The sequence below is a fragment of the Actinomadura sp. WMMA1423 genome, from assembly GCF_006547145.1.
GTDB lineage: Bacteria > Actinomycetota > Actinomycetes > Streptosporangiales > Streptosporangiaceae > Spirillospora.
Genome location: NZ_CP041244.1, coordinates 4697277 through 4717556, shown reverse-complemented (window position 1 = coordinate 4717556; position 20280 = coordinate 4697277). Strand labels below are relative to the sequence as shown.

At 71.8% G+C, this 20280-nt stretch carries 21 protein-coding genes; 13 read left to right on the top strand and 8 right to left on the bottom strand.

All coding sequences use genetic code 11. The features are described from left to right. Positions 1 to 183 precede the first annotated feature (183 nt). Positions 184 to 378: a DUF6243 family protein gene (locus FKD65_RS21775; protein WP_141579238.1), complete on the top strand. Its 195-nt coding sequence runs from the start codon at positions 184 to 186 to the stop codon at positions 376 to 378. A gap of 228 nt (positions 379 to 606) precedes the next feature. Here the strand turns inward: FKD65_RS21775 and FKD65_RS21770 are convergent, their stop codons facing one another. After that, positions 607 to 1704, bottom strand: coding sequence for a hypothetical protein (locus tag FKD65_RS21770; protein WP_141579237.1), 1098 nt, complete (start codon positions 1702 to 1704; stop codon positions 607 to 609). A gap of 215 nt (positions 1705 to 1919) precedes the next feature. Between FKD65_RS21770 and FKD65_RS21765 the strand changes: the two genes are divergently transcribed. The 7 genes from FKD65_RS21765 (at position 1920) to FKD65_RS21735 (ending at position 9724) form a co-directional block, all read left to right on the top strand. Next, on the top strand, positions 1920 to 2915 hold the full coding sequence (locus FKD65_RS21765; RefSeq protein WP_141579236.1) for a hypothetical protein: 996 nt from the start codon (positions 1920 to 1922) through the stop codon (positions 2913 to 2915). A 357-nt stretch (positions 2916 to 3272) separates the two neighbouring features. After that, positions 3273 to 4652 carry an extracellular solute-binding protein gene (locus tag FKD65_RS21760; RefSeq protein ID WP_141579235.1) on the top strand — a complete coding sequence of 460 codons (1380 nt, stop codon included), beginning with the start codon at positions 3273 to 3275 and terminating at the stop codon, positions 4650 to 4652. Between the two features lie 28 nt (positions 4653 to 4680). Next, a complete protein-coding gene (locus FKD65_RS21755; RefSeq protein WP_141579234.1) occupies positions 4681 to 5631 on the top strand; it encodes a carbohydrate ABC transporter permease in 951 nt (316 codons plus the stop codon). After that, positions 5631 to 6461: a carbohydrate ABC transporter permease gene (locus FKD65_RS21750; protein WP_141579233.1), complete on the top strand. Its 831-nt coding sequence runs from the start codon at positions 5631 to 5633 to the stop codon at positions 6459 to 6461. Before FKD65_RS21755 ends, FKD65_RS21750 begins: the two co-directional genes overlap by 1 nt. A gap of 9 nt (positions 6462 to 6470) precedes the next feature. Beyond that, positions 6471 to 7778 (top strand): ABC transporter ATP-binding protein, encoded by a 1308-nt coding sequence (locus tag FKD65_RS21745; protein ID WP_141579232.1) that lies wholly within the window; start codon positions 6471 to 6473, stop codon positions 7776 to 7778. A 4-nt stretch (positions 7779 to 7782) separates the two neighbouring features. Further along, positions 7783 to 9015 carry a DUF4032 domain-containing protein gene (locus FKD65_RS21740; RefSeq protein ID WP_141579231.1) on the top strand — a complete coding sequence of 411 codons (1233 nt, stop codon included), beginning with the start codon at positions 7783 to 7785 and terminating at the stop codon, positions 9013 to 9015. Positions 9016 to 9037: 22 nt separating this feature from the next. After that, a complete protein-coding gene (locus tag FKD65_RS21735; RefSeq protein WP_141579230.1) occupies positions 9038 to 9724 on the top strand; it encodes a class I SAM-dependent methyltransferase in 687 nt (228 codons plus the stop codon). Between the two features lie 27 nt (positions 9725 to 9751). Here FKD65_RS21735 and FKD65_RS21730 read toward each other — a convergent pair whose 3' ends face one another. Next, the gene (locus FKD65_RS21730; RefSeq protein ID WP_168221138.1) at positions 9752 to 10807 is read right to left on the bottom strand and encodes a transcriptional regulator; all 1056 of its coding nucleotides are present in this window, start codon (positions 10805 to 10807) and stop codon (positions 9752 to 9754) included. 331 nt (positions 10808 to 11138) lie between these two features. Here FKD65_RS21730 and FKD65_RS21725 point away from each other — a divergent pair, with 331 nt between their 5' ends. Next, on the top strand, positions 11139 to 11720 hold the full coding sequence (locus FKD65_RS21725; protein ID WP_141579228.1) for a hypothetical protein: 582 nt from the start codon (positions 11139 to 11141) through the stop codon (positions 11718 to 11720). A 115-nt stretch (positions 11721 to 11835) separates the two neighbouring features. Here FKD65_RS21725 and FKD65_RS21720 read toward each other — a convergent pair whose 3' ends face one another. Both FKD65_RS21720 and FKD65_RS21715 read right to left on the bottom strand, forming a co-directional pair. Continuing rightward, positions 11836 to 12030, bottom strand: coding sequence for a hypothetical protein (locus tag FKD65_RS21720; protein WP_141579227.1), 195 nt, complete (start codon positions 12028 to 12030; stop codon positions 11836 to 11838). 153 nt (positions 12031 to 12183) lie between these two features. Further along, entirely contained in the window at positions 12184 to 12717 is a 534-nt protein-coding gene (locus FKD65_RS21715) for a GNAT family N-acetyltransferase (protein WP_141579226.1), read from the bottom strand. 149 nt (positions 12718 to 12866) lie between these two features. On the opposite strand from FKD65_RS21715, the gene FKD65_RS21710 reads away from it, so the two are divergent. From FKD65_RS21710 to FKD65_RS21700, 3 genes are read left to right on the top strand one after another with little or no spacing between them, the layout of a single operon-like run. Further along, on the top strand, positions 12867 to 13175 hold the full coding sequence (locus FKD65_RS21710) for a hypothetical protein (protein ID WP_205718761.1): 309 nt from the start codon (positions 12867 to 12869) through the stop codon (positions 13173 to 13175). After that, entirely contained in the window at positions 13168 to 14157 is a 990-nt protein-coding gene (locus FKD65_RS21705; protein ID WP_141579225.1) for a polyprenyl synthetase family protein, read from the top strand. The genes FKD65_RS21710 and FKD65_RS21705 overlap by 8 nt, the downstream gene beginning before the upstream one ends. Next, positions 14150 to 15340, top strand: a complete 1191-nt coding sequence (locus FKD65_RS21700) for an oxygenase MpaB family protein (protein WP_240810275.1) — start codon at positions 14150 to 14152, stop codon at positions 15338 to 15340. The genes FKD65_RS21705 and FKD65_RS21700 overlap by 8 nt, the downstream gene beginning before the upstream one ends. 3 nt (positions 15341 to 15343) lie before the next feature. Here the strand turns inward: FKD65_RS21700 and FKD65_RS21695 are convergent, their stop codons facing one another. After that, positions 15344 to 15835, bottom strand: a complete 492-nt coding sequence (locus FKD65_RS21695) for a nuclear transport factor 2 family protein (protein ID WP_141579224.1) — start codon at positions 15833 to 15835, stop codon at positions 15344 to 15346. Positions 15836 to 15956: 121 nt separating this feature from the next. Between FKD65_RS21695 and FKD65_RS21690 the strand changes: the two genes are divergently transcribed. Beyond that, on the top strand, positions 15957 to 16928 hold the full coding sequence (locus tag FKD65_RS21690) for an alpha/beta fold hydrolase (RefSeq protein WP_141579223.1): 972 nt from the start codon (positions 15957 to 15959) through the stop codon (positions 16926 to 16928). Between the two features lie 61 nt (positions 16929 to 16989). On the opposite strand, the gene fahA is transcribed toward FKD65_RS21690, so the two are convergent. From fahA to FKD65_RS21675, 3 genes are read right to left on the bottom strand one after another with little or no spacing between them, the layout of a single operon-like run. After that, positions 16990 to 18156 (bottom strand): fumarylacetoacetase, encoded by a 1167-nt coding sequence (gene fahA, locus FKD65_RS21685; protein WP_141579222.1) that lies wholly within the window; start codon positions 18154 to 18156, stop codon positions 16990 to 16992. After that, the gene (locus FKD65_RS21680) at positions 18153 to 19034 is read right to left on the bottom strand and encodes a hypothetical protein (RefSeq protein ID WP_141579221.1); all 882 of its coding nucleotides are present in this window, start codon (positions 19032 to 19034) and stop codon (positions 18153 to 18155) included. The genes fahA and FKD65_RS21680 overlap by 4 nt, the downstream gene beginning before the upstream one ends. Continuing rightward, complete coding sequence (locus FKD65_RS21675; RefSeq protein WP_141579220.1) at positions 19031 to 20236, bottom strand: homogentisate 1,2-dioxygenase; 1206 nt, start codon at positions 20234 to 20236, stop codon at positions 19031 to 19033. The genes FKD65_RS21680 and FKD65_RS21675 overlap by 4 nt, the downstream gene beginning before the upstream one ends. Positions 20237 to 20280 lie beyond the last annotated feature (44 nt).

Here is a 20280-nt window from a genome sequence, read left to right as displayed (position 1 = left end):
CCTGACCGCATGCTGGTCAATGCCGAGGCCACCGCCTGGTGGCCCACACCGCAGCGCGTCTACCGCGACCGTCCCGCCGGCAGGTCCGGCCGGGACGCGATCGGCGTCTGAGCCGCAGGCTCCCGCGCGGCCGGACCTGGGTGCGAACGAACCACCACACACCCAGCCGAACGGGAGAACCTCATGTCCAAGAGCCGTGGCCGGAACGGCATGCTCGGCGTAGGCGGCCAGCGCAGGAACCTGTCGCGCGGCGAGCTGCGCGGCGGCAAGGCGCGGGCCGCCGACCGCGACGCCCAGACGGCCGCCGAGAAGAGGAAGGAGCTGCTCCGCAAGATGCGCGAGCGCAACGAGCAGCACCCCACCGCCGGCGACGAGTAGGTAGCAGAACCGCGCCGGCCCTACCAAGGGTCGGCGCGGTTCAGCCGCCCGCAGGTCGAGGACCTGCCCAGCGGGCTGGGTTTTCAGCGCAACCACGCGACGACCTCAACGGTTGCGATCGCGTCCAAAGGCAGATTCGAGCGAAGCAAGAATCTGATCGCGCAGCGAGCCGCAAGGCGAGACGGAGCGATGCCAGCGATCGCCCCTTTCTTCGACGATGGAAGGCGCTCAGCGCCTGAAGGAGGAGAAGAAAGAGTTCAAATCGCTCACTGTTACCCGCCATGTCGAGCGGGCGCCGTGGCCGATGGGGCGTAGGACGTTCGCGTGCGCCCAGCGTGTGGGGGCGACGACGAGGGTGCGCCAGAGTCGGCGGAGGATCCGGGCGGCGAGCCGCCATGACGCGGCGGCTCCGGCGACGAGGGGTGCCAGCAGGTAGCGCCATACGGCCCGCGCGGGGATGACGATCAGGATGCGTCCCAGCCAGGCCAGGAAGCGTCCGATCAGCCGCCACGACCAGACCATCGCGGCGGCGAAGGCGCGCCAGCCGGCCGCGAGCGCGCCGCCGAGGACGCCGAGGACGATGAGGGCGCCGCGGCCGAGCCAGGTGAGACCGGCCCAGAGGGCTCGGGCGAGCCAGGCGATGCCGAGCAGCGGCGGGCGCAGGACGTAGCGCCACAGCAGCACGGCCGGCAGGACGACGAGGACGCCGACGAGCAGGCCGATGCCCTTGAAGAGCAGCCCGAAGCCGCGCCCGACGACGCCGAGGAGGCGGGCGAGTCCGCGGCCGAGCGCCTGGAGGGGACGGAGCAGCAGGAACACGAGCAGCCCGCCGAGACCGCGCCCGACCAGGGAGAGGAACCGGCCGATCGGCGCGATCAGGACGCGGTGGAGCCACCGGGCCAGCCGCCCGGTCCCGCGCCCGAACCACCGCAGGAAGCCGAGGACCACGACGACGGCGAGCCAGCGCAGCGGCCGGACGACGAGGATGTCGAGCAGTGCGGCGATGCCGTGTCCGATGGCGGCCAGGAGCCGTCCGGCCGGGGCCAGCAGCCACCGGTACAGCGCGAGCCACGCGCCGCGCAGCAACCGGCCGAGCAGGCGGGCGAACCGGCCCGGGGCCCGCATGAGAACGTTCCACGCCGCCCGGACCCCGCGGGCCGTCAGGACGGCGAGGTCCCAGCCGAGCCGCAGCGGGATCACCACGATCAGCGCCAGCACGCGGGCGGGGACGACGATCCATGACGGACCCGGTCTCGCCGGAACCGGTTCCGCGGGGCGCCGCTTCGTCAGGTCGACCGGGGCCGCTGAGTCGTTTCCGGTGGTCACCGCAGCCTTCCTCGCTCTCCGCCCCGGGTGTGCGCCGCACGCGCGCGGCACATGCATGTGACTCGGCGCGCGGGTGTCCGGTTCCAGGGGGTTGAACCCGCATCGAGGTGTTCACCGTATTGCTCCTCGATCCGGGAGAGCGTCGGCTCCACCTCGATCGACGTGCGGGACCTGGAACCGGAGCCGGGGCCCAGGACGACCTGGAGGAACACGACATGAAATTCCCACGTTGGGCGATCCCCGCTGCGGCCGCCCTGACCGCGTCGGGACTGGTACTGACCGCGTGCGGGCAGGAGAAGGCCGGGGGCAAGCAGAACGCGGGCGCCCAGGCGCAGGCGAAGCCGTCCGCCGAGGCGCCGGCGTCCCCGGCCCCCGAGCCGACGGTGCTGGAGGTCGCCAGCGTCACCAAGCTCGGCAGGGTCGTGACCGACGGCAAGGGCATGACCCTCTACCGCTTCGACAACGACACCGCCCGCCCGCCCGCGTCGACCTGCGCGAACGCGTGCGCCAAGGCATGGCCGCCCGTGTGGGCGGGGCAGGGGAACACCGAGGTCAAGGGCGTCCAGCAGTCGCTGGTCGGCAAGGTGAAGCGCCCGGACGGCAAGTGGCAGGTCACCCTCGGCGGGTGGCCGCTCTACAAGTTCGCCAAGGACCTCAGCCCCGGCGACACGAAGGGCCAGGGCGTGGGCGGCACCTGGTACGCCGCGGCGCCGACCGGCAAGAAGGCGGCCCCGCTCAAGCAGGCGAACGGCCGGCGCTGGACGGGCGGGACGGCCGTCAAGGTGAGGCGGGACCCGAAGCTCGGCCTGATCCTGACCGACGGCAAGGGCATGACGCTCTACCGCTTCGACAAGGACAAGAACAAGCCGCCGACGACCAACTGCTTCGGCTCGTGCAAGAAGGCGTGGCCGCCGGTCGTGTTCAAGGGCTGGAAGAACCTCAAGCTCGAAGGCGTCTCCAGGAAGGCCGTCAACTTCATCGAGCGCAAGGACGACGGCAAGTGCCAGCTCACCATCGACGGCTGGCCCATGTACTACTACGGGCAGGACAAGCAGCCCGGAGACACCAAGGGCCAGGGCGTGGGCGGGGTCTGGTGGGCCACGACCCCGACCGGCAAGAAGGCGGCCGGCACGGGCTCGGGCTCCGGCACCGGTGACGGTGACGGTGGCGGTGGCGGTGGCGGAGGCTACGGGTCGGGCGGCGGTTACTGAGCCGCCACCGCGCCACACCGCCCGCAGGACGGACCGTCCTCACAGGCGAAGGCGCGGGGGGCGCGCGGGTCGGTCGGGGTCCGCGCTCCCTCCGCGCCTTCTTCACGCTCCGCGCCTTCTCCAAGCCATGACCATCGTGCGGTGACCACCGTCCGATGCCCTCCGCGCGGTGAAGAACATGCGCTGACCTTGGTGAACGGGTCACGGCAGGGCCATCCTCAAGTCAAGATCTTTTGCCTTCCGATTACGCTCCGGATCTCGACACTTACCTGAACAGATGGTCTGATGGGGGGCCAATCCCACCAGGGGTGCGGCCCGGCGAAGTGCCCGCAGCCAGGTGGGGGTTTCGGAGGCCCCATGGTCGAGCGAGTCGATCGAGCGGAGAGCGACCAAGCGGGAGACGCCAGGCGCCGGCGGGGGACGACCCGGCGGCACGGCCCCGCGGAGCGGGCTCGATCGGCGTGGCCGAGGGCCGCGGTGGCGCTGGCCCTGCTGGCCGCCGGTCTGACGGCCTGCGGGGACGGCGGTGGCGGCGCACCGAAGCTCACCTGGTACATCAACCCCGACAACGGCGGCCAGGCGGCGATCGCGAAGTCCTGCACGCAGGCCGCGGGCGGCCGGTACCGGATCGAGACCTCGCTCCTGCCGAGCGACGCGACGCAGCAGCGCGAGCAGCTGATCAGGCGGCTGGCCGCCAAGGACTCCGGGCTCGACCTCATGAGCCTGGACCCCGTGTTCGTGGCGGAGGCCGCCAACGCCAAGTTCCTGCGCCCGTTCACCAAGAGCGAGGCCGCGCCGCTGACCGAGGGCGTGTTCGCCTCCGCCGTGCAGAGCTCGATGTGGGAGGGCAAGCTCTACGCGGCGCCCTTCTGGGCCAACACGCAGCTGCTGTGGTACCGCAAGTCGGTGGCGAAGAAGGCGGGCATCGACCCGAACGCACCCGGCTTCACCTGGGACAAGCTCATCGACGCGGCCGTCCGCACGAACACGACGATCGGCGTCCAGGGCAACCGGTACGAGGGCTACATGGTGCTGATCAACGCCCTGATCGCCTCGGGTGGGGGCCGGATCATCAGCGACGCCGAGAAGGGCGACGGCGCGAACATCGAGATCGACTCGCCGGCCGGGCAGCGGGCGGCGGAGATCATACGCAAGTTCGCCACGTCGAAGGCCGCGAGCCCGACGCTGTCCACCGACACCGAGGAGGAGTCGCGGTCGACGATCAACGGCCGGCGCGGCGGCTTCCTGCTCAACTGGGGCTACGTCTGGCGGGCCGAGAAGGGCGACGCCGACGCGGGCGCGATCGACAAGAACATCGTCGGCGACCTCGGCTGGGCGCGCTATCCGGCGGTGGACCCGCAGCAGCAGAGCAGGCCGCCGTTCGGGGGCATCGAGATCGGTGTCGGCGCGTACAGCAGGCACAAGGACCTCGCGGTCGAGGCGACCCGGTGCATCACCTCGCCGGCCAACATGAAGCGGTACATGCTCGACGAGGGCAACGTCGCCGCCCGCCCGGCGATCTTCGACGATCCCGACATCCTCAAGGAGTTCCCGATGGCCCCGCTGATGCGGGACTCCATCGCCTCGGCCGCGCCACGTCCGGCCACCCCCTACTACGCCGACATCTCCGGCGCCGTCCAGGACCGCTGGCATCCGCCCGCGTCGGTGAACCGGACGACGCCGCGCCGGTCCGCGGAGTTCGCCCGCGCCGTCCTGGGCGGCGAGGCGCTGCTGTGAGGGAAGGCTCTGAAAGGAAGGTGTCCGGATGACGTCCGCAGAAACGGCACCGAAGGTCGGCCGGCCCGAAGGCGCACCCGCCCCCGCCCGCGCGGAGGTCTCCGACCGCGGCCGCGCCGAGCGGAGGCTCGGGCTGCTGCTCTCGCTGCCCGCCGTGGTGGTGATGCTGCTGGTCACCGCCTACCCGCTGATCAGCGCCCTGTACGAGTCGCTGTTCAGCTACCGGCTCACCGCGCCGGAGGACCGGCACTTCGTCGGCCTCGGCAACTACGTGACCGCGCTGTCGGACGGCCTGTTCTGGCAGACGGTCCTGACCACCCTGATCATCACCGTCGCCACGGTGGGGGTGGAGCTGGTCATCGGGTTCGCGCTCGCGATGGTGATGCACCGGGCCGTCTTCGGGCGGCGGACGGTGCGGACCGCGATCCTGCTGCCCTACGGGATCGTCACGGTCATCTCCGCGTTCGCCTGGAAGTACGCCTTCGACGTCCAGTCGGGGTTCGTCAACTCCTGGTTCGGGCTCGGCGACTTCGCCTGGTTCTCCGACCGCTGGGCGGCGCTGTTCGTGATCATCCTGTCGGAGATCTGGAAGACGACGCCGTTCGTGTCGCTGCTGCTGCTCGCCGGGCTGGCGCAGGTCCCGGCCGACCTCGGCGAGGCCGCGACGGTGGACGGCGCGACGGCCTGGCAGCGGCTGAAACGGGTCACGATCCCCAACATGAAGGCCGCGATCCTCGTCGCGGTGCTGTTCCGGACGCTGGACGCGTGGCGGATCTTCGACAACGTCTTCATCATGACGTCCGGCCAGGAGAAGACGCAGGTGCTGTCGTTCCTGACCTACCAGCAGATCATCACCCGGACCGAGCTCGGCCTCGGCAACGCGGTCGGCGTGCTGCTGTTCCTGTCGGTGGTGCTGATCGCGGCCGTGTTCATCAAGGGGTTCCGGGTGGACCTCTCCCAGGTGCGAGGTGATCGCTGATGGAGTCGGCGCGCTCGAAGTCGCTGTGGATCGTCGCCTCGCTGCTGATCCTGGTGTGGACGGCCTTCCCGATCGTGTGGATCGTGATGCTGTCGTTCAAGCAGCCCAGCGAGATCGGCAACGTCCAGGGCTTCTTCCCGAAGACCTGGACGTGGGAGAACTACGAGACGGTCTTCAAGACCGACCTGTTCACCTCGGCGCTGATCAACTCGATCGGCATCTCGCTGATCGCCACGTTCGTCGGGGTGGTGTTCGCGACGCTGGTGGCCTACGCCATCGCGCGGCTGGAGTTCCCCGGCAAGAAGCTGATCCTGTCGTTCGCGCTCGCCATCGCGATGTTCCCGGTGGTGTCGCTGGTCGGGCCGCTGTTCGACCTGTGGCGCAACATCGGCCTGTACGACACATGGCCCGGCCTGATCATCCCCTACATCTCGTTCGCGCTGCCGCTCGCGATCTGGACGCTGTCGGCGTTCTTCCGCGAGATCCCCTGGGAGATGGAGCAGGCGGCGCAGGTGGACGGGGCCACCAGCTGGCAGGCGTTCCGCAAGGTGATCGTCCCGCTGGCCGCGCCCGGCGTGTTCACCGCCGCGATCCTGACCTTCTTCTTCTGCTGGAACGACTTCGTCTTCGGGATCTCGCTGACCTCCACCGACCGGGCGCGTCCCGTCCCGGCGGCGCTGGCGTTCTTCACCGGCGAGTCCTACTTCGAGCAGCCCACCACCGCCATCTGCGCCGCCGCCGTCGTCGTCACGGTCCCGGTCGTGATCATCGTCCTGGCGTTCCAGCGCCGCATCGTGGCCGGGCTGACGTCCGGCGCCGTCAAAGGCTGAGAGGAACCCATGGCCGCCATCACCATGAAGAACATCGTCAAGCAGTACGGCGACGGTTTCCCGGCCGTGAACGACGTGTCCCTGGACGTCCGGGACGGCGAGTTCATGATCCTGGTCGGGCCGTCCGGCTGCGGCAAGTCCACGCTGCTGCGGATGATCGTCGGGCTGGAGGACATCACCTCCGGCGAGATGCTCATCGGCGACCGGGTCGTCAACAAGGTCGCGCCGCGCGAGCGGAACCTGTCGATGGTGTTCCAGAACTACGCGCTCTACCCGCACCTCAGCGTGTTCGAGAACATCGCCTTCCCGCTCCGCCTCGCCAAGACCGCCGACGACGAGGTGCAGCGGCGCGTGAAGGAGACCGCCGAGCTGCTGGAGCTGACCGAGCACCTGGACCGCAAGCCCGCGAACCTGTCCGGCGGGCAGCGGCAGCGGGTCGCGATGGGCCGCGCGATCGTCCGGCAGGCGGACGCGTTCCTGTTCGACGAGCCGCTGTCGAACCTGGACGCCAAGCTGCGCGGGCAGATGCGCACCGAGATCTCCCGGCTCCAGCGGCGCCTCGGCGTCACCACCGTGTACGTCACGCACGACCAGACGGAGGCGATGACGCTCGGCGACCGGGTCGCGGTGCTGCGCAGGGGCGTCCTGCAGCAGGTCGGGAGCCCGCGCGAGCTGTACGAGGAGCCGGTCAACCTGTTCGTCGCCGGGTTCATCGGGTCACCGTCGATGAACTTCCTGCCCGCGTCCGTGGACCGCGCCGCGGACGGCGTCTTCCTGGAGACGCCGCTCGGACGGTTCGAGCTGCGCGACGCGCGCAAGGCCGACGCGGTCGGCGACCGCTCGGTCGTCCTCGTCGGGATCCGGCCGGAGCACTTCGAGGACGCCTCCCTCGTCGGCGAGGAGAAGCAGGCGCGCGGCAGCGTCGTCCGGGTCCGGGTGGACGTCACGGAATGGCTGGGCAACGAGCAGTACGCCTACATCCCCTACGAGGCGCCGGAGGACCTCACCGCCCAGCTGCGCGACCTGTCACGGGAGCTCGACGGCGACCAGCTGCGGACCCAGGCGGTCGTGGCGCTGGACGCGGCCAGCCTGATCGCGCCGGGGCGCGAGGCCGAGCTGTGGATCGACACGACGCGGGTGCACCTGTTCGACCCGGCCACGGGTGAGAACCTGACCCGCGACGAGGAGCGCGTCGCGGAGCTCGACCGCCTCGCCGAGGAGTCGCGCGCCGCCCACCGGGAGGCGCAGCGCGCGCCGTCGGCCGACGCCGCGGGCGGAACCTCCGGAACCTCCGGGACGTCCGTGGCGAGCCCCTGAGCCGATGCACTTCGTCTTCACCCCGCCCGGGGAGTCGTCGGCCGGCCTGCTGGACCTGCCGTGGGCCGAGCCGCTCGGCGACTGGGACGACGAGCGGCTGGTGGAGATCAGGCAGCGCGGCCTGTCGCGGCACACGGTCCGGTTCGTGGCCGAGGGCGGGGTCGTCTACGCGATGAAGGAGCTGGACGCGCGGCTGGCGCGCCGCGAGTACCGGCTCCTTCGCAGGCTCGGCGAGCTGGGCCTGCCCGCGGTGGAGGTCACCGGGGTGGTCGTGGACCGCCCCGATCTGGACGCGATCCTCGTCACCCGCTTCCTGGACTTTTCCTCGTCCTACCGCGCGCTGTTCGCCAACGCGCGCTACGGCCATCCCACCGACCGGCTGCTGGACGCGCTGGTGGAGCTGCTCGTCCGGCTGCACCTGGCGGGGTTCATGTGGGGCGACTGCTCGCTGTCCAACGTCCTGTTCCGCATGGACGCCGGGGCGTTCGCCGCCTACCTGGTGGACGCGGAGACCGCCGAGCTGCACCCGTCCCTGAGCGAGGGGCAGCGCGGCTACGACCTCTCCCTCGCCCGCGAGCGGATCGCCGGCGAGCTGTTCGACCTGGCCGCCGCGGGCACGCTGCCCGTGGAGGTCGACCCCATCGACGTCGCGGACGACACCGTGCGCCGCTACCGGGGGCTGTGGGACGAGCTGACCCGCGAGGAGGTCCTGCGCCCCGACGAGCAGCGGTACCGGATCGCCGAGCGCCTGCGCCGCATCAACTCCCTCGGCTTCGACGTGGACGAGGTGGAGCTGGTGGACGCCGGGCCGTCCGGTGCCCGCCTGCGCGTCCGCACCCGCGTGGCCGAGCCGGGCCACCACCGCCGCATCCTCATGGCCCGCACCGGGCTGGACGCCCAGGAGAACCAGGCCCGCCGCCTCCTGAACGACATCGCCGCCTACCGCGGACATCTGGAGCGCGTCCGCGGCGGGCCGGTCCCCGAGGTGGTCGCGTCGAACAGGTGGCTCGCGGAGGTGTACGAGCCGGTCGTCACCGCGGTCCCGGCCGGCCTGCGCGACCGCCTGGACGATGTCGAACTGTTCCACGAGGTGCTCGAACACCGCTGGTTCCTGTCCGAGCGGGCGGGCCGCGACGTCGGAACGTCGGCGGCGGCCCGCGACTACTTCGCCTCCGTCCTGCCCGAGGTCCCCGAGGACCTGACAGAGACCGGACGCGCCCCTGACATGAGCGGTTGACCCTTCTGGCACGATCGTGGGCATGTACGAGCGCTTCGCCCACGAGTACGCCACCCACGCCCAGGACAGCGCCTACAACGCCCTCTACGACCGTCCCGCCGTGCTCGGCCTCGCGGGGGACGTGGACGGCTTGACCGTCTTCGACGCCGCATGCGGTCCAGGCCTCTACGCGCGGGAACTGCTCGACCGCGGCGCCCGGGTCGCCGGCTGCGACGTCAGCCCCACGTTCGTCGGCATGGCGCTCGAACGCACCGGGGGCCGTGCCGACCTGCGCGTCCACGACCTGGCCACGCCTCTGACCTGGGTCCCGGACTCCTCGGTCGACCTGGTCGTGCTCGCGTTGGCCCTGCACTACTTCGACGACCGCGTCTCGCTGCTGAGGGAACTGCGCCGCATTCTCGCCGCGGGCGGCGCGCTCGTCCTCTCAACGGAGCACCCCATGGCGGGATGGCTGCGCCTGGGCGGCTCCTACTTCGTCGAAGCGCCGGTGGAGGAGTCGTTGAGCCCCGAGCGCGACTGGCCGATCCGGGCATGGCGGCGCCCCCTGACCGCGATCTGCGCCGAGTTCCGCGCGGCCGGCTTCCTCATCGAGGAGCTCCTGGAGCCGCGTCCCGTCCCCGAGATGGCCGTCCGCTACCCCGAAGACCACGCGAAGCTGGAGGAGTCGCCCGCCTTCGTGGCCTTCAGGCTGGTCCCCGCGCGCACCTGACCGCTCTTCCCGCTCCGCCCGGAGGGCTCAGCCGACCGGGTCGTCCTGGACGTTGCGGGGGCGGCAGCCGTGGTGGTCGCTGCCGGGGGCGAGGCCGTCGCCGCGCACGAGGTGGTCGGTCCCGTAGCCGCGGCGCTGCTGGTAGGCCCAGTAGGAGCGGCGGTCGGGGCCGGTCCACCGCTCGAAGACCAGCACTTCGCGCACGTCGGAGCTGCCGCTGGCCTTGATGACGAGATCGCCGGGCAGCAGCGACGCCGTCGGGATCCGCCGGCAGTAGGACGCCTCGAGGAGCGCGGAGTTGGGGCCGGGCTTCGGCAGCCCGAGCGCCATGGACGCATATCCCGAGCCGTCCGTCCGGTAGCCCTGGTAGCCGGCGTTCTGGTCGTAGGGCACCCGCTCGGGGCCGTGCGGATGCCAGCTCTGGGCCCGCATGAGGACGTCGTTACGGCTGATCAGCTTGGCGGATGGCCTGGCCGTCTCGGGTGGCCGCTCGCGCGCGGCCCCCGCCACGGGCGGTGTCTGGAGCGCCGCCCCGAGGGCCACCCCGGCGCTCCCGGCGACGAGCGTGCAGCCGGCGACGGCGCCGAGGAAGAGCAGCCGGCGGGAGCGCGTCCGTCCGAACCCTGACCGCTCACCGGTGCCGCCCGGTTCGGCGGGCCCGAGGCCGCGGGAGGGCTCCAGGGCGTCGGCGGGGTCGAGTCGATCGGTGGGCGGCGCGGGCTCCGCGCCGCCCGGCTCGGCGGTGCGCGTCGCGCCGGTCACCGGCGCGCCGGTGACCGGGCCGGACGGGGCCGCCTCCGCCTGGGCCGTGCGCCTGGCCTCGTCCGCCAGCTCCCATAGGACCGCGAGCCGTCGCGCGTCGGCGCCGCACAGGTCCGCGAGCGAGGTGACGGCGTCGGCCGGGATCCACGTCTCGCCGCTGAGCCACCGGCCCCAGGACGACCGGCTCGCGTGCGTCCGGCGCTCCAGCGCGCGCAGGTCGAGCCCGGACTCCTCCTTCAGGGCGCGCAGTTCGGTGAGCAGGGTGCGCACGGCCTCCGGCAGGTCGCCCGGCAGCGGACTCGGTGCTCGTCGTCGGCTCATATGCATATCTCCCTCGGGCGGGGCTGGTCATTATGCCCAGTTCCCGTGACGACGGTAAGAGCACCGAAGTGTGATCACCGAGGGTTCGTAAATGAGCACCTAGTGTGATCATCCGATCACTTTGAATACTGTCCCACTGTCCCGCGAGACCCTCTCCTTGAGCGACGTATTCGCAGGTGAGAGTCGTCTCCTGTGTCCCGGTGTCCCAACCTTTCCGGTGGGCTTGCCGAATGGTCCAGGGCGGTCCCTATCGTTTGCCGCGTCGATCGACACCCCCGAACTCAAGCGCCCGACGGGGCGCAATTCCCGAGCAATTCACGGAGGATTGCCAATGGCTTCCCCTCGAGCCGTTCTCCTCGGCGTCAGCTCCCTGGCGCTGGCCGGCGGAACCGCCTTCGGCCTCTACGGAGTGTCCACCCCCGCCGCCCACCCGGCGCCGGCCCAGGGCGTCCGGCTGCAGGCCGCGGACTCCAAGGTCGCGGCGGCCGCCGTCCCGAAGGTCACCCGTGACCAGGTCATCGCCAACGCCAAGACCTGGCACCCGCACACCAGCAGCCGCGTCCCCTACAGCCAGTCGAAGACCCACGGCGGCTACCGCACCGACTGCTCCGGCTACGCGTCCATGACGCTGCGGCTGCCCAAGCCCGGCCCCAACACGGTCGGCCTGGCGTCGTCCACCTACAGCAAGAAGATCTCGATGTCGTCGCTGAAGAAGGGCGACCTCATCATCGACGCGATCGGGAGCAACACCACCCGGCACGTCGTCATCTTCGAGAAGTGGACCAGCAGCAAGCACACCGCCTACTGGGCCTACGAGCAGCGCGGCGGCTACGGCACCGACCACCGCACCCGAACCTACGGCCTGTCCAGCGGTAGCCAGTACAAGGCCTACCGCCCGAAGAACATCACCTGACCCGGCCCCGGGGCTCCCCGCGAAACGCCCGGCCGGCGTGCCTCCCGGCCGGGCGTTCCGCCGCGCTCTCTCCGCCGTGCTCTCTCCGCCGCGCTCCGCTGTGCCCGCGCGTCCGCTACGCGGGCGTCCCGGAGATCTCCCAGCGGCCCACCTCGCGGTAGTCCGAGTCGTAGACGGCGGACCCGTCACCGGGCTTCAACTCGTAGTGCCGGACGTTCCCGCCCCAGTAGCGCAGGATCCGCCCCAGCTCTCCCACGGCGTCCTCGGCGACGGCGCCCTCACCCAGGTCCACTTCAAGTACGAACTTCACGCGCCCGCCTCCCAACGATCGACACCCTTGAATCTTCTCATTGAAAGACCCAGTGAGGCTTTCGCCGCGAAGACCCGGCTCGAAGACCGCCAACCCTCAATCAGCGCATGAAGGAATCGCGCTCGGGCATCAGGCGGGAGGGCGTGGTGTACGTCAGTGGAGCCGCTTCACCAGGAGTTCGAATTCCAGGTCGTCGCGCTTGGGCAGGCCGAAGCGCTCGTCGCCGTAGGGGAACGGGCTCGTCCTGCCGGTGCGGGCGTAGCCGCGCCTGACGTACCAGGCGATCAGGTCATCGCGGACGCTGATCACCGTCATGTGCATCTCGGCCGCGCCCCACCGCTCGCGCGCCAGCCGCTCGGCCTCGGCGAGGACGCGCCGGCCGAGCCCGCCGCCCTGCTGGGACGGGCTGACGGCGAACATGCCGAAGTAGGCGTGCCCGCCGCGGTCCTCCAGCTGGCAGCACGCGACGAGGGCGCCGTCCGCCTCGGCCACCAGCATCACCGAGGCCGGTTCGCCCACCACGGCCGCGACGGCCTCCGGGTCGGTGCGCTGCCCGTCGAGGATATCGGCCTCGGTGGTCCACCCGGCGCGGCTGGCGTCCCCGCGGTAGGCGCTCTCCACGAGCGCCACGAGGGCTGGGACGTCCTGCGCCGAGGCCGTCCGGAAAGTCAGTTCCATGCTGCTCATCAGGTGCGACTCTAGCCGGGCCTCCGCGCGGGGGCGGTCCGGGTGGCCCAGGGCAACACCGTGAAAGGTGAGTTTCGCGTGAGCGGCCGTGAGGTTGTTCTGGCGGCCCGTTTCGGCGGATGTCGGCGCCTCTCCTGCTATCACTTGTCATGACGACAACGGAACGGAAGGTGACGATGGAGCGGGATGTCGGGAGAGTCGGGTCGCGGGACGAGGTCCTCCGCCTGGCGGCCGGGGCCGCCGACGTCGTCCTGACGGGGGTACGGGACCTCACCCGGAGGCTGCCCGGCCTCGGTGAGGTCCGCCAGGAGCTTCGGGCGCGCGGCGAACTGGCGCTCCGGCGCGGCGGCGCCGCCCCGCGGGCGCACATGGAGATCCTCGCCCGTCAGGCCGCCGAGCGGGCCGCAGGCGCGGCCGAGTGGACGGACGGCGCCGCCGAGCGGTTCCGGGATGGCTGACCTCCGGGCCCGGATCGATCGGGCCCTGGAGGAGTTCGTCGAGGGCGAGATCGAGGAGTTGCTGGCCCTGGACCCCGAGCTGGCGCCGGTCGCCGACCAGTTGCGGCTCTCGGTCGGCGGCGGCAAGCGCGTCCGCCCGGCCTTCTGCTACTGGGGCTGGCGGGCCGCGGGCCAGCCCGACACCGACTCGGTGGTCCGCGCCGCGGCGGCGCTCGAACTGGTGCACGCCGCGGCGATCGTCCACGACGACGTCATCGACCGCAGCCCGCTGCGGCGCGGCGGGCCGAGCGCCCACGAGCGGCTCGGCGAGGCCCTCGCCATCATGGTCGGCGACCTCCTGGTGGTGTGGGCCGGGCAGATGTTCCACGCCTCGGGCCTGCCCCGCTCCTTCCTCGGCCGGGTCGTCCCGCTGTGGACGGCGATGGGCCGCGAACTGGTGGCGGGCGAGTGCCTCGAGCTCCTGCGGACCGGGGCCGAGCCCGACGTGGACCGGTCGCTGGCGATCGTGCGGTTCAAGACCGGCTCCTACACCGTCGAGCGGCCCCTGCAGATCGGCGCGATGCTGGGCGGGGCGACCGCGGCGACCCTGGAGGCGCTCGCCGCCTATGCCCGTCCGCTCGGAGAGGCGTTCCAGCTGTGCGACGACCTGCGGGGCGTGTTCGGCGACCCGGTCCTGACCGGCAAATCGCGCCTGGACGATCTGGCGGGCCGCAAGCCCACCGCCCTGCTGGCGCTGACCCTGGCCGAGGCCTGCGAGCTCGATCGCCGGCGCCTGCGGGACCTGCTGGAGGGGCCGCTCACCCCGGACGGCGCGGCGGAGGTCCGAGGGATCATGCTGCGCTGCGACGCGCCGGTCCGCGTCCGGCAGATGATCGACGAGCGCGCCCACGCCGCGCGAGCGGCCCTCGCCGGCACCCGGCCGCCCCCCGAGGCGGCCGCCGCCCTGACCCGACTGATCTGCGAGGTGACCGCCGATGACTGACCACACCGACGAGCGCGCCGGCCACACCGACGAGCACATCCGTTACACCGACGAGTACATGGACGCCCTCCGGCTGGCCGGCGACCCGCTCGCCGACGCGACCGTGGAGGCCCTGTTCAGCGCCGGGGACGTGGGCAAGTACAACACCCTCATGCGCTGGTTCACCACCTCCGGCCAGGTGCTGCCGGACGGCCTCCCCGAGGCCGCGCGCGCCTACCTGGAGGCGACCTCGACCCCGCCCGACTGGGTCGACTGGGCGGTCATGGAGCAGGCCCGGCAGTTCTTCGTCGACAACGACGTCCACATCTCCACCGCCCTGTCGTTCGCGGCGATGCCGGCCTGCTACGTCGTGCCGCACGTGGCGAGGCTGCTGTCGGCGACCCACTCGCTGGCCTACCCGTCGCGCCGCATGGCCGAGACCGGGCAGTTCACCGTATACCTCATGCGGCCCGACGCGTTCCAGGCCGGCGGCCGGTTCCTCCCGGCGGCGCAGAAGGTGCGGCTGCTGCACGCCTCCATCCGCCGCCACCTCAAGGAGGAGGGGCGCTGGCCCGAGCCCGTCGCGATCTGCCAGGAGGACATGCTCGGCGGGCTGATGATGTTCAGCATCCAGGTGCTGGACGCGCTGCACCGCATGGGCGTCCACATCACGGCCGAAGGCGCGGACGCGTACTACTACGCCTGGCGCGTCGTCGGCGCCGTCCTGGGCATCGAGCCCGGCACCATCCCCCCGGACCTGGTGGCGGCCCGGGAGTTCTCCGACCGGTACATGCTGCGCCACATGGGCCCCTCGGCCGAGGGAGCGCATCTGACCCGGCAGCTGATCGAGATGTACGAGCAGGTCGTGCCCGGGACGCTGCTGGACCCGGTCGTGCCCGCCCTCATCCGCTACCTCGTCGGCGACACCGCGGCGGACTGGCTGGAGGTCCCCCGCACGCCGTTCGACCCGGTCATGGGGATCGCGCCCGCGCTGCTGGGGGCCCTGGAGTGGTTCGAGGACCGCGGGCCCTGGGCCGAGCAGATCTCCGACCGGCTCGGCCACCTGGTCACCATGCTGGAGCTGTCCTCGCTGACGCGGGGCCGCGTCATGCACTACGCCATACCCCAGGAGCTCAAGTCCGACTTCGGGCTGCCCACGGGCAAGACGCGCTGGACCCCGCCTCCGCCCGCCCGCGTCGTCTGAGGACTAGTCGACGCGGCAGTCGGGGTCGAGGGGGCGGGTGATCCCCCACTGGCGGTGGAAGTGGCTCTTGGCGATCTTCCAGCGGCCGTCCTCGACCACGTACTCGTCGTCGTACTCGCCGGTGCTCACCGACTCGGTGCGGTTCTCCAGGTTCACCTGCCGGAACTTGAGCGTCCACCGCCCCGAGGCGCGCGTCTCGTCGTGCACGGTGATGTCCGGGTGCATCGCGTGGTGCATGTCGAGGACGGCGCTCCTGCCGTCGACCTTCCGGAGCGCGATCTTCTCGAAGACCCTGACCATGCCCTCCGCGTCGTCGAACGCGCCGAGCCGCCCGTAGTCGAGCGAGGCGCCCGAGGCGATGAAGCACGCCCGGAACTCCTCCGGGTCCTTGGTGTCGCAGGCTCGCAGGTAGCGGTGCTTGAGCGCCTTGATCTCCTCGACGGCCTCCAGCCGGGCGACGCGCGCGGCGAGGTCGGGACTCGGTGGCTGCGGCATGGTGGCCGATCTTTCCGGACGGGACGGGCGCCCGTCCAACCGCCGTCCCGGTGAACGGGAGACCGCCGCGCCGCGCCGCGCGCGAACCGTCAGGATCGTCCTACCGGAGGGAGGTCCCGGCATGAGCTTCCGCGGGCACCACCACATGGTGGACGTGGGCGACGCGACCCTTCACGTGGTCGAGCAGGGCGCCGGGCTCCCGGTGGTGCTGTGCCATGGTTTCCCGGGCCTCTGGTACAGCTGGCGGCGGCAGCTCCCGGTGCTGGCCGCGGCGGGGTACCGCGCCATCGCCCTCGACATGCGCGGTTACGGACGCAGCAGCCGCCCGCCCTCGCCGCGGGACTACGACCGGCGGCACACCGTCGCCGATCTCGTCGGGGTCCTGGACGCCCTGGGCATCGGGGAGGCCGTCTTCGCGGGCCACGACTTCGGCGCCGCCCTCGTCTGGGACCTGCCCCAGTGGGCCCCTGGGCGGGTCAAAGCGCTGATCCAGCTCAGCGTCCCGCGCATGCCCGTTTCCGCGCGTCCGCCCACCGAGATCTATGCACGGATGGCCGAACGCCACTTCGTCCATGTGCACTACTTCCAGGAGGAGGGGCCCGCGGACCAGGAGTTGGGGGCCGAACCGGAGCGCTTCCTGGCGAACGTCTTCTGGGCGCTCAGTGGCGGTTACCGGTACCTCGACATCTGGCGGCACCCAAGCGAAGGCAACGGGTACCTCGATGTGCTCCCCGAAGCGCCGCCCCTGCCTTGGCCGTGGCTGTCGCAGGACGAGTTCGCCTACTACGCCGCCGAGTTCCGCCGGACGGGCTTCACCGGTGGCCTCAACTGGTACCGGGCCTACGACCACGTCTGGAACGAGAAGCAGAGCCGTCCGGACGAGCCCGTCACCGTCCCCACGATGTTCCTCACGGGCGAGCGTGACCCCGTCCTCCAGATGGTGGGGTCCGACGCGCTGAAGCAGATGGAGGCGCACGTCCCGGGCCTGCGGGACGTCCACATCGTCGAAGGCGCAGGGCACTTCGTGCAGATGGAGGCGGCCGCCGAAGTCAACGAGGCCGTCCTCGCGTTCCTCGCCGGCCTCCCCAGATAGTCACGTCGCCAGGTCCGCGCACGGCCCGCGGAGCGCCGCTTCGCGGGCCGTGCTCGTGCCGTCAGCGGGCGGGGAGGATGCGGCCCGTGACCTCTCCGAAGCCGATGCGGTCGCCGGCGGGTCCGGGAGCGGAGGCCGTGATCGAGACCTCGTCGCCGTCCTCCAGGAAGGTGCGCGGCTCGCCGTTCACCGTCACCGGCTCCTTGCCGCCCCAGGTGAGCTCGATGAAGGCGCCCCGCTGGTCCCTGGCCGGGCCCGAGACCGTCCCGGAGGCGAACAGGTCGCCGGTGCGGGACGAGGCGCCGTTCACCGTCATGTGCGCGAGCATCTGGGCGGGCGACCAGTACATCTCCCGGTACGGCGGACGGGAGACGACCTGCCCGTTCCAGGAGACGGCGAGGTCGAGGTCCAGGCCCCACGGGTTCTTCTCGCGCAGGTAGGGGAGCGGCTCGGGGTCCTGCGGCGGCGTGGCGACGCGGGCGGCCTCCAGGGCGAGGAGCGGGACGACCCAGTGGGACACCGAGGTCGCGAAGCTCTTCCCCAGGAACGGGCCGAGCGGGACGTACTCCCACGCCTGGATGTCGCGGGCCGACCAGTCGTTGACCAGGACGACGCCGAACACGCGCTCGTCGAAGTCGTCCGCGCTCACCGGGTCGCCCAGCGCCGAGCCGGTGCCGACCACGAAGCCGACCTCCGCCTCGATGTCCAGGCGCCGGCTCTCCCCGAAGGCGGGCGCGGTCTCGCCCTTGCGCTGCCCGCTCGGCCGGACGATCTCCGTCCCGGACGGGACGACCGTCCCGGCGCGGCCGTGGTACCCGACCGGCAGGTGCTTCCAGTTCGGCATGAGCGGCTCGGAGTCCGGGCGGAACAGCCGGCCGAGGTTGGACGCGTGGTGCTCGGAGGCGTAGAAGTCGACGTAGTCGGCGACCTCGAACGGCATGTGGAGCGTCACCGCGCCGAGGGGGTGGACGGCCTCGTCCGGGACGTCCTCGGAGACGAGGTCGAGCACCTGCTCGCGGACCTCGACCCACCGCGCGTGGCCCTCCGCCATGAACGGGTTCAGCGACGGCGCGGCGAACACGTCGTCGCGGAGGCCGGCGGCGAGGTCCACGACGGAGTCGGCCACGCGGACGCCCACCCGGGGCGCCGTGCCCGGGGTCGAGAACACGCCGTAGGGGAGGTTGGCGAGCCCGAAGAGGGAGCCTTCGGGGATCGCGATGCGGGTCATCGGGAGGTCTCCAGGAGTGCGGACCCGAGCAGCCCGAGGTCCGCGAGTTCGGTCAGGGGATCGGTGATGCTGCACGTCCCGAAGGACAGGAAGCGGGCGCGGACCGCCGCCGTGCGCGCCGCGCCGAGCCCCGCCACGCGGGCGGCGACCGCCGGCGCGTCGCGGTCGGCCAGGATGGCGGCGAGCTCGGCTTCCGGGCGGCCGTCCAGGGCGGCGTCGGTCGCGAGCAGCAGGTTCAGGAAGCCGTGCTGGTGGAACCCGGTCTCCGGGTCGGTGTTGCGGACGGGGTGGTGCAGCCCCGCCGTCGCCTTGAACGGGACGTCCGCCGCCACGACCGCCGTGACCGCGGCGGCCAACTCGTCCGGGCCGGGGTACAGGTGGGCCTTCACGCCGCCGGTGCGGAACTTCGCGCGGTGGCCGCGCGCGGCGACCGCCTCGACGAACGCGGGGCGCCGCTCGTCGCGGGGGATCTCGACGTAGAGGGGGGCGTCGGGGCGGCCGAGCACGCGGAAGAACTCCTCCGGGCCCATGCCGGGCGGGACGGCGATCTCCAGCCCGCGCACGTCGACGGGCACTTCCGCGGCGACGCCCATCGCCTTCGCGGCCTCGCACGGGCCGTTCGGCGCGGTGATCGACACCTCGAGCGGCTCGCCGCCGAGCAGCGGGTACAGCGCGTCGAGCGCGGTGGCGGGCAGCACGAGCGGCCCGACGAGGCCGGCGTACGGGGCGGCCAGGTGGTCGCGGTGCGCCGGGACGGCGTCGGCGAGCGGCGCGAGACCTGGCGGGAAGACCGCCGCGTCGTCGCACAGGCCCACGGCGAACGAGGGGATCGCGAACGGTGCGTCCGCGTGGGGCGGGTTCGTGAACGGGCCGTTCATCGCCGCCCCGCCCACGTCCAGGCGTACGCCTCGTCCTCGCAGGCCAGGCCGCCCTCGCCCAGTTCGAGCGGGCGGAAGGTGTCGACCATGACGGCCAGCTCGTCGAAGAACTCGACGCCGATGCTGCGCTCGTACGCGCCGGGCTGCGGGCCGTGCGCGAGCCCGCCCGGGTGCACCGAGACCGACCCCTGCCCGATGCCGGAGCCCTTGCGCGCCTCGTAGTCGCCGCCGCAGTAGAACATGATCTCGTCGGAGTCCACGTTCGAGTGGTAGTAGGGCACCGGGATCGACAGCGGGTGGTAGTCCACCTTGCGCGGCACGAAGTTGCAGACGACGAAGTTGTGGCCCTCGAACACCTGGTGGACGGGCGGCGGCTGGTGCACGCGGCCGGTGATCGGCTCGAAGTCGTGCACGCTGAACGTGAACGGGTACAGGCAGCCGTCCCAGCCGGCGACGTCGAACGGGTGGCGCGCGTAGGTCAGGCGGGTGCCGGTGATGCCGCGCGAGGTCCGGTGCTTGACGAGGACGTCGACGTCGGTGCCGTCGACCTGGAGGGGCTCGCCGGGGCCGTGCAGGTCGCGCTCGCAGTAGGGGGCGTTCTCCAGGAACTGGCCGTACCGCGACAGGTAGCGCTTCGGCGGCGCGACGTGGCCGGTCGCCTCGATCGCGTAGGCGCGCAGCGGCTGGTCGCCGGTCGGCAGCCAGCGGTGCGTGGTCGAGGTCGGGATGACGACGTAGTCGCCCTGCTTCGCCTCCACCGTCCCGAAGACGGTCTCGACCGCGGCGGTGCCGGACTCGATGTAGACGATCTCGTCACCGGTCGCGTTGCGGTACAGCGGCGAGTCGGCGGCCGACACGACGTAGGAGAGCCGGACGTCGGCGTTGGCGAGGACGACCCGGCGGCCGGTGACGACGTCGGTCTCGGACCACGTTTCCTTGGGGAACAGCTCGTGCAGCTTGAGGTGGCGCGGGCGGAGCGGATGGTTGGGCGTCGTGCCCTGGTCTGGGACGTCCCAGGCCCGCGAGTCGACGATCGCGGACGGGATCTCCCGGTGGTACAGCAGGGACGAGTCAGAGGAGAAGCCCTCCTCGCCCATGAGCTCCTCGAAGTAGAGCCGCTCTTCGCCGCCCCCGTGGCCGCTGTGGCGGTGCTGGGTGTGGCGTTTCGGCGGCACGTGGCCGACCCGGCGGTAGTGGGCCATGGTCCATCGCCTCCGATGATTTACACATTTACTACTTTCTGTCG